The sequence below is a fragment of the Streptomyces sp. NPDC046925 genome (assembly GCF_040644915.1).
Taxonomy (GTDB): domain Bacteria; phylum Actinomycetota; class Actinomycetes; order Streptomycetales; family Streptomycetaceae; genus Streptomyces.
Genome location: NZ_JBEYWZ010000006.1, coordinates 169,453 through 186,631 on the forward strand (window position 1 = coordinate 169,453; position 17,179 = coordinate 186,631).

The window sequence follows — 17,179 nt, forward strand, 5'->3', positions numbered from 1 at the left end:
GTCGAGTCCGATCTCGTAGATCTCTCGGGGGTTTCTCTTGAAGCGCTGCTTTCCATGGACGGCAGTGCCATTGCGGGGGCGTTGGAGCCCCTTCTGGACCACATCGATGATGCCCAGGCGATTACGAATACGTACGGAGGGCCGTCCCGTTTTGACTGACGGGACCGCCGCGGCTCCGTGGCAGGCAGCCCATGGCGGCTAGGCCCACGGGGTCGGTGGCACTGCCGCTGCACCGGCTGTCCGTCGCCGGATTCCGTGATCTGGCGCGGGGTGAAGGCGGCCGGGCGGTGGTGGAGGAGCTCCTCGCCGCCGAGCGCAGCCGCCGCATGCTGTTGTTGCGGGCGCTGCACGACGGCCTCTCTGGCAACGGCGTGCCCCACCGGGCCGGAGCGGGGGTGTCGTACGGGGAGGCCTGGTCCCTCCTCGAGCGCGCCCAGCGGACGGCTCCGGAGGTCTTCGACGACGTACTGATGTCACCGAACACGGGGATGTGGCTGTCCCTCACGATGCGGCGGCTCAGGGGCGTCTCCTTCGAGGACCAGCCGCTGTGGGTGATGGCGGGCCATGTGGCGGCGCTCGCCGCGTCGGCGGGCGTGCGGGCAGGGCTCGACTTCTCGATCGCCGTGCCCGTGAGCCGGGGCATTGTGTTCCTGCCGACGTTGGGCTGTGCGCGGATCGAGGCGGCGCAGCCGTGGAGCACCGCGCGCGTCGAGGCACGGGACGGGCAGCTCCGGATCACCGGGGAACAGGGCACGGCGCTGATAGGACCGGGGATCGAACGCAGCGCGCCCGGATGGCACGCGGTGCGGCGGGTCACCCTGGGGACCGAAGTGCCGCACCTGCGCATCGCCCTCGAGGAGTTGGACCCGTACCGCACGTTCCCGCGCCCGAGCGAACCCCTGCCCCTGTCCGCGCAGGACGCACAGACGTGGCAGGACCTGCTCACCGACGCGTGGGAGATCCTGCTGCGCGACGAACCGGTAAGCGCCGAGGCGATGCGCGCCGGGCTCATGTCGGTGACCCCCACTCCCGCGCGGGAGAGGTTCCGGCCGCACAGCGTGACCGCGGGCGACGCCTTCGGAGGTGTCATGGCCTCCCGGCCGGACGACGCCGCACAGCTGGCCGCCACCCTGGTGCACGAGTTCCAGCACATCAAGCTGGGCGGCCTGATGAGGCTGAGCCCCCTGAACGTCCGCGATTCCGCCCCCGGCTTCGAGGAACTGTTCTATGCGCCGTGGCGCGATGATCCGCGTCCGCTGGGCGGCCTGCTGCAAGGGATATACGCCTTCGCCGGGGTCGCCCGCTTCTGGCGCGCCCACCGGCACTCCGCCGGTGGCACGCACGCTTCACTCGCGCACTTCGAGTTCGCGCTGTGGCGCACGCAGGTGTGGTCGACGGTCAACCTCGTGCGCGGGCACGAGCGGCTGACGCCCTTGGGGCGGCGCCTCCTGGAGACCCTGCGCGAGCGCTGCGCCGCGTGGCTGGACGAGCCGGTGCCGGACGCGGAGCTGCGGCTCGCCCGGCAGGTGGCGGCGGGCCACCGGGCACGTTGGCGCGCCCACCATCTGCGGCCCCCCGCCGCGGCGGTGGACGCCGCGGTGCTGGCCTGGCGGCGCGGGGACGAGCGTCCCCCGCCCGGTCTCGCCGCCGAGCCCGTGCTCGTGCCGGACTCGGAGGCCCGCTTCCTGGACATCGAGGCGGTCCTCGCCCGCTACCGCCTCACCGGCGCCGGCGGGGACGCGCGGGACGCCGAGGGCGCGGAGGGCGCCGACGTGCTGCTGGCGGCGCACGGCGACCGTGCCGGGGCGAGGGACGCCTTCGTCGCGCTGCTTTCCGGCAAGGGGGCGCCGCTCGGCGCCTGGGCCGGACTGGGCCGGGCTCTCGCCGGTGAGGAGGCGCACGAGGACGCCGCACGGCTGTTGCGGGGCTTCCCGGAGCGGGTGTGCGCCGTGCAGCACGCACTGGAGAAGGCGACGGGACAGGGAGCGGATCCGGTGCTTCTCGCGCAGTGGGTGGCACGCGGCGCACGGGAGTTGCGCGGCTGACGCTGAAGTGACCGGATGGTCGGGTGCCGGGCGGGGCGGGTGTGTGTCACCCGCCCCGCCCGCCTGCTACAGCGGCACCGGGTCGATGTCGCAGTTGGCCCGCTGGCCTGCCTTGGCCTGGAGCGTGGCCGGGTGCGGCGTGCCGGACTCCACGATGAGCCGGGGAGCGTCGAGCACGCGTTCCATGCGGGCCAGGGTGTCGGCGCGCAGCGCGGCGCCCTCGGCTTCCTCGCCCAGCTCGATCAGGTCCATCGCGAGGTTCCCCGCGCACGCCAGCGTGGTGGGGTGGTCGTCGCCGAAGGTGGTTCGGCAGAGTTCCAGCGTCCGCCGGCCGAGCTCGTGGGCCGCGCCGTGGTCGTCCAGGGCGGCCAGGTCACTGGCCAGGTTGATGGCGGTGGTCAGGACGATCGGGTGGGCCGCGCCCAGGCGTTCGGTCAGCGAGGCCAGTGCGGCCTCGTCGAGGCGCTTCGCCTCGCCCGGCCGGCCGAGCAGGCGCAGGGTGACGGCGAGGTCGACGTCCGCGGACAGGACATGCGGATGCTGCGGGGAGAAGATGTTGCGGTACTCCTGGCAGGCCTTGATGCCGCGCTCGCGTGCCGCGTCCAGGTCGCCGTTCTGGCGCAGGGCGATCGACAGGGTCAGGGCGGCGGACAGCGACGAGGGGTGGGCGTCGCCGTACCGGCGGGAGAACTTCGAGTACGCCTCCGTGGCGAGTTCCAGGGACTGCGTGTGGTCGCCGGCCTTGCGGGAGGCCTCGCTGAGCTGGCGCATGGTGTGGATGGTCGAGGGGTTGCCGGACCCGAACACGTCGCGGTAGGCGTTCAGTACGGCCTGCTGGCGGGCGCGGGCGCCCACGTAGTCACCCGTCTCGCGGACGTCGATGGCGACGTTGTTCTCCGTCATCAGGGTTCGCGAGTGATCCTGGCCGAGGACGCGCAGACGCAGCGCGAGGGTGCTCTCGTCGAGTTCGAGTGCCTTGCGGAAGTCCCCGACCATACGCAGGCTCGTGCCGAGGTTGTGGGCGGCGTCGAGCGTCGTGGGGTCCTCCTCGCCGAAGGCCCTGCGCGCCCGTTCGTAGACCGTCGCGTCCAGCTGGGCCCCGAGAGCGAACTCGCCTTCGACGCGGCGCACCGCGGCTTCCAGGCCGATCGCGGCCAGCGCGTCCTCACGGACGTCCTCGCCGCTGCCGGGCGCCGTGCGCTCGTAGATCTCTTTGAGCTTGGCCACCAGTTCGACGGCTTCGCCGTGCCGGCCGAGGACCCAGTAGATGTAGCAGAGCCACTGCCCCATGAGCAGCGTCTGCTGGTCCTCCTCGCCGAAGACGCTCTGCCACGTCTCCCAGGCCTGTTCGGAGAAGTCGAGCGACACCTCGTGGTCGCCCCAGTGGTAGAGGTACCGGGCGACGTTCATGACGAGCTGACGCACCCAGGGCTGGTCCGACTTGATGGCGTCGGAGGCGATGACGTGGCCGTAGAGCTCTGCGTAGCGCGGCCAGTTCGCCGCCGTGGTCGGCGCCTTCGGATCCGCCGCCGCAAGCAGGGTGTGGGCGCCGTGGCGCATCCGGGATTGTTCCTCCGGGGACATGCGGTTGTTCAGGACGAGTTGGACGAGGCGGTGCATCTCGATGGAGTTCGTGCGGTGGTCGATGCGGGCCAGGGAGTAGCGGTTCACTTCCCTTATGGCGCGCGCGAGCCGCATCGGGTCGTTCAGCGTCGCGTCGAGCTCGGGGAAGATGCTGCTGTTCCCGAGGCCGGAGAAGATGGACCGCGAGATCGGGTCCGGCGCGAAGTACGAGCACAGCTGGAGCAGGCGCAGGGCCGAGGGGCTGCGGGTCTCCAGGTGGTCCAGGGAGACGTTCCAGGCGGCCGCGACCGGCAGTTGGTAGTCCGGGGGCGGAGACGTCTCCAGGAGTTCGGTGCGCTTGTTCTCGAACAGGCGCAGATACTCCGACGCGGGCATACCCGTCTCCGCACGCCACGCGGCGGCCTGCTCGAGGGCGAGTGGCAGGTCTCCCAGGGCCTCGGCGAGCCGGTCGGCCTCCTCCTCCTGGAGGGGCGGCCCGGAGTGGCGCAGGAGTTCCTTGCTCTCCTCGCGGGTGAAGACGTCCACTTCGAGCGAGCCGCCGACCAGGCCCCACCGCCGGTTGCGGGAGGTGACCAGGATCGTGCCGTTGCCTCCGGTGGGGAAGTAGTGGCGTACCTGCTCGGGGTTGTCGGCGTTGTCGAAGATCAGCAGCCAGCGCGAGAAGGGGCGGCCCTCGCGCAGCGCCTCGCGCACCGCGGGTCCCGCGATGTTCGCCTCGGTGCTGGTCTCCAGGCCCAGGCGCCCGGCCAGTTCCACCAGGGCCTGGCCGATCTGGCCCGGCCGCTCGGAGGGGATCCACCAGACGATGTCGTACTCGCCCTGGTGCCGGTAGGCGTATTCGATGGCGAGCTGGGTCTTGCCCACGCCGCCCATGCCGTGGATCGCCTCGGGCAGGACCGTGGTCGTGCCTTCACGCAGACGTTCGCCGAGGAGTTCGAGGAGCTCGGTGCGGCCGGTGAAATTGGGGTTCCTGGGCGGTAGGTTTCCCCAGACGCGCGGCTGTGATGTGCGGTCCCCCTCCACCGTTTGCTGGGGCGTAGTCGACATCACCGATGCTCCTTCACGATCGGACCGAGAGGCGGCGGTGACCACACCGCTTTTCTCGAGGCTGACTGCGTACCGACGATCGTGCCAGCCAAGTACCCCTGCCAGCAGGGCGGCGCGCTGCATGAAACGTCCGGAGAGTGCCCTCAGCGCGGCGAGCTCCACGCGGAGGAAACTGATATTGCGACTGTTCACCCGGGGCATGGCCAGGGTGTCCAGGGGTTCCGCGGGGGAGGGGAGCAGCGAGGCGGTTTCTGTGCCGCCGCTTGCCAGAAGCGCGCGTACGTCGTGCAGGATGCGTGCGGTGTCGCTGCGGCGGCCCAGCGCGAGCAGCTCCTCGCGGATGTCGGGGGCGAAGGAGAACGCCACGTCCGCGATGTCCTCTCCCTGCGCCCCGCTGGGCCGGACGAGGCCGCTCATCAGGAGCTCCGAGGCGTGCACCGGGCCCGCTCCCGGTGTGGTCTCCAGGACCTTGCGGATCAGGGGGAGGCTCAAGGGGACGGCGGATAAGCGGGTCGCCAGGGTGAAGGCCGTGGGCGAGGCTCCGGCGCGGAAGTCCGACACGCGCTCCGCCGCGGGCACCGTGCTCAGCGGGTCGGGCACGTCGTCCGTCCAGGGCAGGGCGCGCGCCGCGTCGGGGCGGCGTTTCCATTCGCGGGCCCGGATGGCGGACATTTCGAGCCACTGCGGCTCGGGTCCCATGACGAGCTGGGTCCAGGCCTCGGCCCAGCGGTTGGTCAGCGCGAGGACCGGTACGAGGACGGCGTCCCCCTCGGGCTCGGGCTCGTCCGGGTCGTGGGTCTCCACCGGGGCCTCGCGCAGCTCCCAGTCGAGCTGCCTGTTGGCCGCCCAGGCGTGGGCGGCGCGCAGCCGCACCCGGCAGACGTCGAGGCCCGTGCGGAACCACAGCTGCTGGGGGAGCACATGCACCACGGCGACGGGGCTGCCGCGCCCCCAGGCGCGCAGCAGCGGCATGACCGCCCCGGACCGCCAGCCGGCCGCGAGGCCGTCGGTGAGCACGAGGATCACGCGGCGCGCGTCCCCGGGGGTGCCGAGCGGTTCCTCGGGGCCGAGGCGCGCGGGGTCGGTCTCGTCGGTGCCGCGCAGGCGCAGCACGCGCACGCGCGCGAAGTCGCCCTGGCGGTTCAGCTCGTCGATCAGGTCGTCGACCGCCTGGTCCCACACCTTCATCGTCAGGTGGTCGTCGATGACCAGAACGGCTTCGGCGCGGGCCTGCCTGCCCGACCGGGCCGGGTCCGTCTGTCCGAGGCGGCCGAGAACGGACGCGGCCTCACGTCGTGCCCGCGTGGCCGGACCTTGCCGCTGTCCTCCGTCGTCATGCATATGCGCCCTCAAGGCGTCGTGGCGGCCAGGACAGTTGTGCGGAGTCCCGCAGAGCGCGGGCATGCGTGACATCCACAGGCGCAGCGTGACAGTGCGCCCGCACTGCAAGCAAGGGGGTACGGAGGCATGGGCCCAAGAGCGCGGAAATCGTGCTAGAAGTCGGCGCCCCGGCAGGAAATGTCGCGGCTGAGACGGGAAGCCGGGTACCTCCGCCGGAAAACTGGGTGCCCCCGGCGGGGAGGACGATGCCCCCGGCGGGGAGCGCGAAACCCCCGGCGGGAAACCTCGTGCGCCCGGCGGGTGAAGGCCGCACGGCAGCGGAGGCCGGCTGGTTCACGGCGCGGCACCTCCTGTCGCCGTGTGCGGGAGGTTCACGGTCACGGTCTGACGGCCTGCGGGCCCGGTCAACTCGTCACCGTCGCACGGTCGGGGCCGGGCGGTCCGGGTCTGCGTTCCGGATCGTCGACCAGGATCGCCAGATGGCGTCCCACGTGGTTGTCCCAGCCCTCGGGGCCGAGCGCCAGAGCCTCCTTGCGCCAATTTCCGGCGCGCGAGACGAGACTGGCCAGGCCGCGGTCCTGGACCATCTCGGCGACCGCTTCCTTGAAGGCCGGATCGCCGCAGTCGCCGCGGTGCCAGATCATCGCGGGCACCCCCGCACGCAGGCCGGCCATGAACTCCTGCTGGCCGGTCGGCGAGTCGGTCCCCGGCGGCTGGCTCAGGACCAGACAGACCGCGTGGTCGTCCTCCTTCAGCTCGCGCTCCAGGTGGAAGTGCGACTGGCCGGGAGGGTTGAAGTACGAATGGCTGTCGGCGGGCTGCTCCTTGAGCTGCCGCCACTTCTTGTGCCAGGGGCGGTGCCAGGCGGCTTTGCGCAGGCGCTCGAAACTGCGGATCAGGACCGAGTAGTCCATGACCAGAGGGGTGGGCGACAGGGAGGAGGACTCCTTGTGCCACCACTCCACGGGCTCGCCGAGCAATTCCCACGGGAGAATGAATTCCAGAACGACCGGTTGCCGAAGATCCGCCCAGCGCTCCTCGGTCTGCTCGATCAGGACCTCGACCTCGGCGGGCAGTTCGTCGCGGTGCAGATGGACCGTCTCGCCCGGTACGGGATGCCAGCCCTCGGCGTCCGACTGCCGCCAGTGGGAGAGGAAATAGCGGTCCGGTTCCACTCCGTCGGGCTCGAACTGGATCATCAGATACGCGGGCACCATGGGCGGCGGGGCCTGCTGGGCCAGGCCGCTGCGCTGCCAGTCGACGATCTGCTCCTCAAGGCCCCACGCCCTGGCCTGCTGACGGTTCCAGCGACGCAGGGTCTCCGCTGCCTCCATCTGTCCGTCCTCCACGAGCCGTTCGGCGGCCAGGGCCAGGAACGCCATGCTCACGGGGAGTTCCCTCGCGGCGGTGTTGTCGCCGGCCAGTCGTAGGAAGACTGCCCATCCCGTGTCGCACCACGCGGGCAATTCCTGGGTGCGCGAGCGGCTGGCGCGCCGGGCGAGCGTGGCGAGCAGGGCCGACGAGTGCATGTCCCGCAGGATCGGCTGCAGGGGATACAGGTCGGCGCCGTCGAAGAACTCCACGGCCTCCCATTCGTCCACGAGCCGCATCAGCGCGAGAATGGCGGAAGACTGCTGCTCCAGATACTTCAGGCAGCGCACCAGACACGGCAGCCCGTCGGGGACCTCCGTGCAGCGTTCCACCAGGTCGAGCAGCCAGGGCCGCAGCGCCGCGTTGCGCAGTGGCTGCACGGGGCATCCCAGCTCGTCGCCCAGCATGCGCACCCATATGTCGGCGCTGTTCTCCTGTCGTACCGTGCCCGAGTCCTGCAGTACGTCGACGATGTCGGCGACCAGTTCGTGTCGAACCCTCGCCGGGCTGCGCCCTTCCACCCCCGTGACCTCCCCGATCGCCACCAGCAGTTCAGCAGTCAGCACTCGCGTATCGATGGTGCCGACAAGCGTACGGCCACAGACCGGCCCGGGGCAGGCCTCCGGCCATGAGCAGAGCAGAGCTGTGACCATTGGTCGTACATCGTCAACTCCCCGGCACCAAAGCTCAGTTCAACGCTCAGTTCGCCGCGAGGCCGGACTTCGGACCCGCTCCGCTCAGAGGTACCACAGCCGTGCGGTCGCCGAGGGTGCCGTTGCGTACGGCGGCCCAGGACGCGGCTGCGGTTGTCTCTACGTACAACCCGCGTCCGGCCAGGTCCATTTGGGCGTGCCGGATCTGGTCATCCGTCACGGTCAGGAAGCCGCCGCCCGATCCGCGTACCGCCCGCAGGATCTGCCGGGCGCGGGGCGGGCGGGGGATCGCGATGCCCTCCGCGAGGGTGGGCGCCGGCGGGGTGGTGTCCAGGGGTTCGTCGGCGCCCGTGCGCCATGCCTCGGCCAGCGGGGCCACTGCCGCGGCCTGCACGGCGTAGAGCGCGGGTGCCTTCGCGATCAGGCCCGCCGCGTGCAGCTCACGTACCGCGAGGGCCGCGCCGAGCAGCAGGGTGCCGTTGCCCACGGGGACGACGAGGGCGTCCGGCAGTCGGCCGCCCAGGTCCTCCCAGAGCTCGTGGACGTAGGTCTTGGTGCCCTGGAGGAAGTAGGGGTTGTGGACGTGTGACGCATAGAAGGTGCCGGGTTCGTCTGCCGCCGCCCGGGCCGCCTTCGCCGTCCGCTCGCGGTCGCCGGGGACGACTTCGAGCCGCGCCCCGTGCGCGCCGATCTGCTCCAGCTTCTTCGGTGACGTGCCCTCGGGGACGTACACCGTGCAGGGCAGACCCGCCCGCGCGCAGTACGCGGCGACCGCCGTGCCCGCGTTGCCGCTGCTGTCGGCGATCACCCGCTCGGGGGCAAGGCGCAGCGCGAGCGCGGCGAGCATGACCGCGCCGCGGTCCTTGAAGGAGAGCGTCGGCATCAGGAAGTCGAGCTTGGCCGAGATCGCGCCATCCAGCGGCACGAGCGGTGTGCGGCCCTCGCCGAGCGAGAACGCGGGGGCGGGCAGCGGCAGGGTCTCCGCGTACCGCCACAGGGAATTGACCCTTCCGCCGAGGGACTTCAGCGATGCGGGATTGGGGGAGAAGTCCAGGTCGAGCGGGCCGCGGCAGACGGGGCAGCACCAGGTGAGGGTGCCCGCGGGGACCCGGGTTCCGTCGGTGGGGCAGAAACAATCCGGCAAGGCTGTCATGTCCGCAGGCTAGTTGCGGCAGTTGGGGCGGAAGTGTCATGACGGGTGCGTGGCGGTCATGTTACGTCCGGTACTGACCCTTGTGGGATTCCTATGGATCCGCCAATCTTTCGTCGCGAAGAAGGCAAGAACCGGGCATGTCGCTTGACATGTACCTGATTTGTGTCCGCGTGTACGGCCGCCACCCGCAGCGTGTACGGGTTCCGCGGGCACAGTGCGCGGGCACCACCAGCATGTGTGCGAGTGCCGCCGCTACAGCGTGCGGGCACCACAGGCACCACCCCCCACCAGCGCACCACCTATTGAGGAGGACCCCTCAGATGGCAGTGATGCGTCATACCCGCCGAAGAGTGGCCGGGATCAGCGCGACAGCGGTCGCGGCCCTCGCCCTCGGCGTCGTATCCGCGCTTCCCGCGACCGCGCAGCCGCGACAAGCGGAAGGCACGGTCGAGAACGCCGAAGTCCCCGGCGCGATACCCGGCAGCTACATAGTCACCCTCGACGAGGACGCCGCGAAGGCCGGCTCCAAGGAGGGCAAGGCGCTGGCCGAGGAGTACGGCGCCGAGATCAAGCGCACGTACATGAAGGCCCTCAACGGCTACGCGGTCGAACTCTCCGCGGCCGAGGCCAGGAAGTTCGCCGCGGACCCGGCGGTCGACTCCGTCGTGCAGAACCGGACGTTCACGGTCGACGCCACCCAGCCGAATCCTCCGTCCTGGGGGTTGGACCGCATCGACCAGAAGACGCTCCCGCTGAACAACTCGTACACCTATCCGGACTCCGCCGGTGAGGGCGTCACGGCGTACGTCATCGACACCGGGGTGCGCATCAGCCACAGCGACTTCGGCGGACGCGCCTCGTACGGCTATGACGCCATCGACAACGACAACACCGCGCAGGACGGCCACGGCCACGGCACGCACGTCGCGGGCACTGTCGGCGGAACCCTGCACGGCGTCGCCAAGAAGGCCAAGATCGTCGGCGTCCGCGTCCTGAACAACCAGGGCTCCGGCACCACCGCGCAGGTCGTCGCCGGCATCGACTGGGTCACCCAGAACGCGGTCAAGCCCGCCGTCGCGAACATGTCGCTCGGCGGCGGCGCCGACAGCGCCCTGGACGCGGCCGTACGCAACGCCGTCGCCTCCGGCATCACCTTCGCGGTCGCCGCCGGCAACGAATCCGTCAACGCCTCCACGCGCTCTCCCGCCCGCGTGACCGAGGCCATCACGGTCGGCGCCACCACGAACACCGACGCCAAGGCCAGCTACTCCAACTTCGGCAGCGTCCTGGACCTGTTCGCGCCGGGCTCGTCCATCACCTCGTCCTGGAACACGAGCGACACCGCGACGAACACCATCTCCGGTACGTCGATGGCGTCCCCGCACACCGCGGGCGCGGCGGCGCTGTACCTCGCGGACAACCGCACGGCGACCCCGGCCCAGGTGTCCGACGCACTGGTCGCCGCGGCCTCCACGGGCGTCGTCACCAGCCCCGGAACGGGCTCGCCCAACCGGCTCCTGAACGTGGGCACCGGCTCGACGAATCCGCCGGGCAGCAAGTTCGAGAACACGACCGACTTCGCGATCGGCGACAACGCCACGGTCGAATCGCCGATCACCGTGAGCGGGGTCCCCGGTTCCGCTCCGGCCGCGCTGAGCGTGCCGGTCGCGATCAAGCACACCTACGTGGGCGACCTCCGGGTGCAGCTGATCGCGCCCGACGGCACCGCGTACACGCTGAAGAACTACGGCACCGGCGGCAGTTCGGACGACATCAACACCACGTACACGGTGAACGCGTCCTCCGAGACGGCCAATGGAACGTGGAAGCTGCGGGTGAGCGACAACGCGGCGCAGGACGTCGGGAAGATCGACTCCTGGGGTCTGCAGTTCTGAGCGGTGACGGCCCGCCCCCGCGGCACGGCTGCCGCCCGCCGCGGGGGCGGGCTTCTCCATGGGCGCCCTGTCCGTGCTCCCGCATACGATGCGAAGCTCCCGCATCGACTGCATCGACCGCATCGACTGCATCGATCGCGTCGACCGCCCCGTACGGACCAGGAGCACGGAACCCGTGGACATACCCCCGCCGCCCGACCTCGGCGGCCGCCCCCAGCAGTCGCACGGGCAGGCCCCTTACGGGCAGGCTCCCTACGGGCCGCCCGCGCAGCCGCCGTATCCGGGCGGGCCCGGGGCGCAGGTTCCGTACCAGCGCTGGCCCGGCGCGTACTCCCCGTACTCGCGTCCCCCGGTCAACGGCTTCGCGATCGCCTCGCTCGTGCTCGGCATCCTCTGCTTCCTGCCCGCCGTCGGCCTGATCCTCGGTCTCGTCGCGCTCGCGCAGATCTCGAAGAAGGGGGAGCGCGGCAAGGGGCTGGCGATCGCGGGGAGCATCCTCTCCGTCGTCGGTGTCGTGCTTCTCGTGCTCGCCGTCGCCACCGGGGGCGCGCGTGACTTCATGGACGGCTTCAGGGACGCGGCCTCCCGGAGCCGCGCGGGGTTTCCGGTCGGCAAGGGGGAGTGCTTCAACGTTCCCGGCAGCGATCTCGAAGGGGCGCGGTACGCCTTCCAGGTCGACGAGGTGCCCTGCGCCTCGCGGCACGACGGGGAGGTCTTCGCCTCGTTCCGGGTGAACGACGAGAGCTACCCGGGCGACTCGGGGCTCACGTCCCTCGCCGAGAAGAAGTGCGTCGATCTCCAGTTCACCTACGTCCTGGACACCTGGACCGACTGGGGCGACGCCGACATCAACTACTTCGTGCCCGACAGGGACACCTGGCGCCAGGGAGACCGGCACGTCACCTGCCTCTTCGGTGACGCGGAGGAGCGGCGCTCCCTGAAGGGCTCGCTGCGCCGCGACGCGACGAACCTCGACGCCCACCAGCTCGCCTATCTGAAGGCGGACAAGGCCCTCTACGACGTGTACGGCGCCGCTCCGGACACCGAGCGCTTCGAGGACGACCTGCCGGGCCACAAGGAGTGGGCGGGCCGCGTGGAGAAGGGCCTCGCCGAGCAGGCGCGGCTGCTGCGCGCGCACGGCTGGCCCGCGAAGGCGGACGCCGATGTCACCGCTCTCGTCGGCGCGATCGAGCAGAACCGCGAGCACTGGAAGAAGGCGTCCACCGCCGAGGACGCCGACGCGTTCTCCGAGCACTACGTACAAGCGCAGCGGCACATCGGCGGCGAGCGCGAGGCCGCGGCCCGCAAACCCCTGGGCCTGGGGACCACTTCACCTCGCGACGCGGCTCCCGGCGGCGGGGGCGGGAGCCACGAGGACGGCGGGGGCGAGGCGGACGCGGCGGTGTGAGGCGGGGTCCGGGGGCGTGGGGCGGGGCCCGGCGGTGCGTGGCGCGGCCCGGCGGTCCCAAGGGGGTGCGGGGCGCTCACCTTAAGGGCTTTTTGTCCGGTTCTGTGATATTTCTTCGGCGTGACGACCGTCATGACGCCGACCATCGCGGCCCAGCGATCTCCAGGTTCCGCGCCATCGGACTCTCGCCGAAGGGGCAGCCGCAACGACAGGAAACGGTCCGGGGTTTCGTGCGTCGCGCACCTCTCCCGCGGGCTCCTCGCCTTCGTCGCCCTCCTGAACGCCGCCCTCGTCGTCCTCGTCGCGTCCCCGCTGCCCCGCATCCCGCTCCTGGTGCTCGTCGCGGCGGCGGTCACCTCCTGGGGCCTGGTGCTCGTACCCTCCGCGGTCATCGGTCTGGTGGCGGGCGTGCTCGCGGGGCGGCGCCACCCCTGGTGCGCCGGACTCGCCGTCCTCACCGCGTTCATCGCACTCGTGTACGGCGTCATGCCGTACGCCGTCGCGTACCGCACCGCCGAGGAGAACGGACAACCTCTCGCTCCCGCCGCCTACTTCACGGGCGTCAACTACGCCAAGGCTCCCGACGGCGAGCGCACGCGCCGCTACGCCCGCATCGGCGAGCGGCGCGGAAAGCTGGACCTGTGGACCCTGCCGAAGCGCGACGGGGTGCGGCACCCGGCCGTGGTCTGGGTGCACGGCGGCGGCTGGAACAAGGGGCACCGGAGTCAGAGCCCAGCGTGGAACCGCTGGTTCAACGCACGCGGCTGGTCGGTCTTCGACATCGACTACCGTCTCGCGCCCCGCGTGACCCAGCTCGACCAGATCGGCGACGTGAAGTGCGCCGTGGGCTGGGTGCGGCGGCACGCGCGCGTGTACGGCATCGATCCCGACCGCCTTGTCCTCGCGGGGAGTTCGGCGGGCGGCAATCTCGCGCTCTCGGCCGCCTATACGGAGGGTGATGACCGCGTCCCGGCGTCCTGTGCGGTGCGTGACAGTTCGGTCGCCGGGGTGATCTCCCTCTACGGGCCGACCGACATGGGGCGCCTCATCGCCGGGACCGCGCTGCGCGGCGACCCCATGATCCCGCGTCTGATGGGCGGTTCGGCGAAGGCCGTTCCGGCCCGCTACCTGCTGGGATCGCCCGCGAAGCTCGTACGGACCGATGTGCCGCCCACGCTCCTGCTGCACGGCAGCGCGGACCGGGCGGTGCCGGTGGCGCAGGCGCGGGAACTGGCGCGGCGCCTGGACGCGGCGGGGGCGCCCGCGACGTACGTCGAACTCCCCTGGGCCGACCACTGTTTCGACGTGAACTGGGGTGGTTGGGGAAGTCAGATCGCGCGGACGGCGATCTCCCGATTCCTCGACATCCGTGGTACGAGTATCTGATCATCGTTATGCGCGATCTCCTGGGGGTACCTGGGCCGCCGCGCGGACGTGATCGCCATAGCTGCGGAAAGCTGCTGCGTAAAGCCCTGCACGGGGAGAAATCATCACTTCGGGTGATTCCTTGGCCTTGGCTTGCGGCCAACAACCGACGGTTGCCAGGCTGTTGCTGTCTGTCAACCTGATGGGAGTGGCCAGTGACTTTCGGTGAGCAGCCGGCGTATCTGCGTGTCGCGGGTGATCTCCGCAAGAAGATCGTCGACGGTTCGCTGCCCCCGCACACCCGGCTCCCCTCCCAGGCCAGGATCCGCGAGGAGTACGGAGTTTCGGACACGGTCGCCCTGGAGGCGCGCAAGGTCCTGATGGCCGAAGGCCTGGTCGAGGGGCGTTCCGGATCAGGCACCTATGTGCGCGAGCGACCGGTGCCCCGCCGCGTGGCACGCACGGGCTTCCGGGCGTCCGGCGGCTCGACGCCCTTCCGTCAGGAGCAGGCGGCGGACGGCGCGCGCGGCACCTGGGAGTCCCGCAGCGAACAGGCGGAGGCGAACGGCACGATTGCCGAGCGTCTCGGCATCCGCACGGGCGACCGCGTGATGTGCACGAAGTACGTCTACCGCGACGCGGGCGAGGTCATGATGCTCTCCACATCCTGGGAGCCCCTGGCCGTCACCGGACGCACCCCGGTGATGCTCCCCGAGGAGGGGCCGCTCGGCGGCTGCGGAGTGGTCGAGCGCATGGCGGCCATCGACGTGGTCGTGGACAACGTCGCGGAGGAGGTCGGCGCGCGGCCGGGGCTTGCGGAGGAGCTCATGTCGCTCGGCGGGGTCCCCGGACACGTGGTGATCGTCGTGCAGCGCACGTACTTCGCGTCGGGCAAGCCGGTCGAGACGGCCGACGTCGTGGTGCCCGCCGACCGGTATCGGATCGCATACCACCTGCCGGTGAGGTGACCGCAGTGCTCCGGCGTACGCCCGGAATCCGGACGGGCCCGTCCGCCCGCCGTGATCGCGAGTTAACACCGGCCGCGCTTCCGTAACGCGCGAGCAATCGCGTCCTGCGGCAACTTGTCATGTACGGCTCCTAACTTCGTCGCCCGTACCCGCAATCCGGTCGGACGACAGGAACCCACATGACGGATACGGCCACCCGCGACACCAGCGCCGCCGCAGGCCCGCCCAAGCGCAGCTACGCGAAGATGGCGGCCGACGAGAGCCGCGAGGACTACTCGCTGCGGTACGCGCCGCACTCCTTCCGGCGCTGGTCGCCGACGATGGTGGCATCGACCGCGCTCGGCGGCATCGCCTACCTCGCCGACTTCGCGATCGGCGCGTCCATCGTCTTCACGTACGGCTTCACCAGCGGGCTCGCCTCGATCCTGTGCGCCGCGACGATCATCTTCGTCACCGGCATCCCGATCGCGCGGGCCTGCGCCAAGTACGGCCTTGACATGGACCTGGTAACTCGGGGCGCGGGCTTCGGGTACTTCGGCTCGACGCTGACGTCGCTGATCTACGCCTCCTTCACGTTCATCTTCTTCGCGCTCGAAGGCTCGATCATGGCCCAGGCCATGCACCAGGCCGTCGGGCTCCCGGTGGAGATCGGCTATCTGATCACGACCCTCATCGTGATCCCGATCGTCTTCCGGGGCATGGGCGCCCTCGCCAAGGTGCAGGCCTGGACGCAGCCGATCTGGCTCATCGGCATGGTGCTGCCCTTCCTGGTGCTCGCCTTCGAGGCGCCGGACGCCTGGGGGGCCTTCGGCTCCTTCGGGGGCACCGAGGGCGCCGGGAGCGGCTTCTCCTGGGTCGCCTTCGGTCTCGGCACGGGTGTCGCGCTCTCGCTCATCGCCCAGATCGGCGAGCAGGCGGACTACCTGCGCTTCATGCCGGCCAAGACGGAGGAGAACAAGCGGCGCTGGAATCTGGCCGTTCTCGCGGCGGGACCCGGCTGGGTCATCATCGGCGCCGCCAAACAACTGGGCGGCGCGCTCCTCGCGTTCGTGGCCCTCGAAGCCGTCGGCAAGACGCACGCCCTGGAGCCGATCGCCCCGCAGATCGAGGCCCTCAAACCCTGGCTCGGCTCCTTCGCGCTGCCCGCGGCGGCCCTCTTCGTGATCGTCTCCCAGATCAAGATCAACGTGACCAACGCCTACAGCGGCTCGCTGTCCTGGTCGAACTTCTTCTCCCGCATCACGCACAGGCACCCCGGCCGGGTCTGGTACATCTTCCTGAACCTCGCCATCGCGCTGACGCTGATGGAGATGAACATGTTCGCGGCCCTCAACAAGCTGCTCGGCTTCTACTCGAACGTCGGCATCGCGTGGATCGTGGCGGTCGCCGCCGACCTGGTCATCAACAAGAGGATGGGCTGGAGCCCCCCGTACATCGAGTTCAAGAGGGCCTACCTGTACGCGGTGAACCCGGCGGGCTTCGGCTCGATGGTGATCGCCTCCGTGGTGTCGATCCTGGCCTTCTTCGGCCTCTTCGGAGGGTACGCGGAAGCCTTCTCGACGTTCATCGCGGCCGGACTCGCCGTCGTCCTCTGCCCGTTGATCGCGTGGGCGACGAAGGGCAAGTACTACCTGGCGCGCCCGAACCCGGTGAACGGCCCGCACGTCGAGGTCCCCGACGTGACGGCCACGCACGCGTGCAGCGTCTGCGAGACGGCGTACGAGCTCCCGGACATCGCGGACTGCCCGGTGCAGTCCGGACCGATCTGCTCCCTGTGCTGCTCGCTGGACGCGGAATGCAAGGACGTGTGCCGTACGTCGCCGTCGTCCGTGCCGGTGCTCATGCCGGTGCCGACTGTGCCGTCCGTACCGTCCGTGCTGACTGCGCCCTCTGCGCCCTCCGCGCCGCCTCTGCCCTCTGTGCAGGCGGTGCGCGGGGACTGACGCGACGGCGGCGGAGCCCAAGGGGGCGCACTCGATAAAGTGCGCCCCCTTGGCGTTGGCTCATTGCGTATCTCTTTGTGCAAAGTCGTATCCGCTGCGTAAAGGTCGGGCGTAGGCTCGGGCATATGCGGAATGCGGTTTCCTTACTGATCGAGGCGTGGCGCGCGCCGGGAGCGGCGAGCGGAGGGACGCGATGAATGACGGAACGGTCGTACTTCCCTGGCTCGTGATACGTCAGGACGACAACGGCAGCCGCTACCGCGTGGGCCGGTACGCGACGAAGGCCGAGGCCGAGAAGATCGCGAACAGCCTCGACGAGAACGGCCACAAGCAGCTCTACTGGGTCGAGAAGCTGAGCGAGAACAGCAGCGCGCGCTGACTGCTCGCGCCGACTGCTCGCACTGAC

The 17,179-nt window shown here is 70.6% G+C and carries 10 protein-coding genes; 7 read left to right on the forward strand and 3 right to left on the reverse strand.

From position 1 onward, the window contains the following. The first annotated feature begins 191 nt into the window (after positions 1-191). The gene (locus ABZ906_RS25190) at positions 192-2,045 is read left to right on the forward strand and encodes an HEXXH motif domain-containing protein (protein ID WP_361386175.1); all 1,854 of its coding nucleotides are present in this window, start codon (positions 192-194) and stop codon (positions 2,043-2,045) included. Positions 2,046-2,111: 66 nt separating this feature from the next. Here ABZ906_RS25190 and fxsT read toward each other — a convergent pair whose 3' ends face one another. The 3 genes from fxsT to ABZ906_RS25205 all read right to left on the reverse strand — a co-directional run bounded on the left by fxsT (position 2,112) and on the right by ABZ906_RS25205 (position 9,194). Beyond that, positions 2,112-6,017 (reverse strand): FxSxx-COOH system tetratricopeptide repeat protein, encoded by a 3,906-nt coding sequence (gene fxsT / locus ABZ906_RS25195; protein ID WP_361386178.1) that lies wholly within the window; start codon positions 6,015-6,017, stop codon positions 2,112-2,114. Between the two features lie 404 nt (positions 6,018-6,421). Next, positions 6,422-7,954: a hypothetical protein gene (locus ABZ906_RS25200; protein WP_361181809.1), complete on the reverse strand. Its 1,533-nt coding sequence runs from the start codon at positions 7,952-7,954 to the stop codon at positions 6,422-6,424. A 133-nt stretch (positions 7,955-8,087) separates the two neighbouring features. Then, positions 8,088-9,194 (reverse strand): threonine synthase, encoded by a 1,107-nt coding sequence (locus ABZ906_RS25205; RefSeq protein WP_361386181.1) that lies wholly within the window; start codon positions 9,192-9,194, stop codon positions 8,088-8,090. A gap of 320 nt (positions 9,195-9,514) precedes the next feature. Here ABZ906_RS25205 and ABZ906_RS25210 point away from each other — a divergent pair, with 320 nt between their 5' ends. The 6 genes from ABZ906_RS25210 (at position 9,515) to ABZ906_RS25235 (ending at position 17,152) form a co-directional block, all read left to right on the forward strand. Then, positions 9,515-11,089, forward strand: coding sequence for a S8 family peptidase (locus tag ABZ906_RS25210; protein WP_361386184.1), 1,575 nt, complete (start codon positions 9,515-9,517; stop codon positions 11,087-11,089). 88 nt (positions 11,090-11,177) lie between these two features. Beyond that, positions 11,178-12,497, forward strand: a complete 1,320-nt coding sequence (locus ABZ906_RS25215; protein WP_361386187.1) for a DUF4190 domain-containing protein — start codon at positions 11,178-11,180, stop codon at positions 12,495-12,497. A gap of 120 nt (positions 12,498-12,617) precedes the next feature. After that, on the forward strand, positions 12,618-13,883 hold the full coding sequence (locus ABZ906_RS25220) for an alpha/beta hydrolase (protein ID WP_361386189.1): 1,266 nt from the start codon (positions 12,618-12,620) through the stop codon (positions 13,881-13,883). 194 nt (positions 13,884-14,077) lie between these two features. Further along, complete coding sequence (locus tag ABZ906_RS25225) at positions 14,078-14,830, forward strand: GntR family transcriptional regulator (protein WP_361386192.1); 753 nt, start codon at positions 14,078-14,080, stop codon at positions 14,828-14,830. A gap of 179 nt (positions 14,831-15,009) precedes the next feature. Then, complete coding sequence (locus ABZ906_RS25230; protein WP_361386195.1) at positions 15,010-16,773, forward strand: hypothetical protein; 1,764 nt, start codon at positions 15,010-15,012, stop codon at positions 16,771-16,773. Positions 16,774-16,966: 193 nt separating this feature from the next. Beyond that, positions 16,967-17,152, forward strand: coding sequence for an SPOR domain-containing protein (locus ABZ906_RS25235; protein WP_361181797.1), 186 nt, complete (start codon positions 16,967-16,969; stop codon positions 17,150-17,152). Positions 17,153-17,179 lie beyond the last annotated feature (27 nt).

Coding starts and splice junctions, on each gene's coding strand:
- ABZ906_RS25215 (WP_361386187.1), top strand. CDS start 11,178: ATGCGAAGCTCCCGCATCGACTGCATCGACCGCATCGACTGCATCGAT.
- ABZ906_RS25210 (WP_361386184.1), top strand. CDS start 9,515: ATGGCAGTGATGCGTCATACCCGCCGAAGAGTGGCCGGGATCAGCGCG.
- ABZ906_RS25205 (WP_361386181.1), bottom strand. CDS start 9,194: ATGACAGCCTTGCCGGATTGTTTCTGCCCCACCGACGGAACCCGGGTC.
- fxsT (WP_361386178.1), bottom strand. CDS start 6,017: ATGCATGACGACGGAGGACAGCGGCAAGGTCCGGCCACGCGGGCACGA.
- ABZ906_RS25235 (WP_361181797.1), top strand. CDS start 16,967: ATGAATGACGGAACGGTCGTACTTCCCTGGCTCGTGATACGTCAGGAC.
- ABZ906_RS25230 (WP_361386195.1), top strand. CDS start 15,010: ATGACGGATACGGCCACCCGCGACACCAGCGCCGCCGCAGGCCCGCCC.
- ABZ906_RS25190 (WP_361386175.1), top strand. CDS start 192: ATGGCGGCTAGGCCCACGGGGTCGGTGGCACTGCCGCTGCACCGGCTG.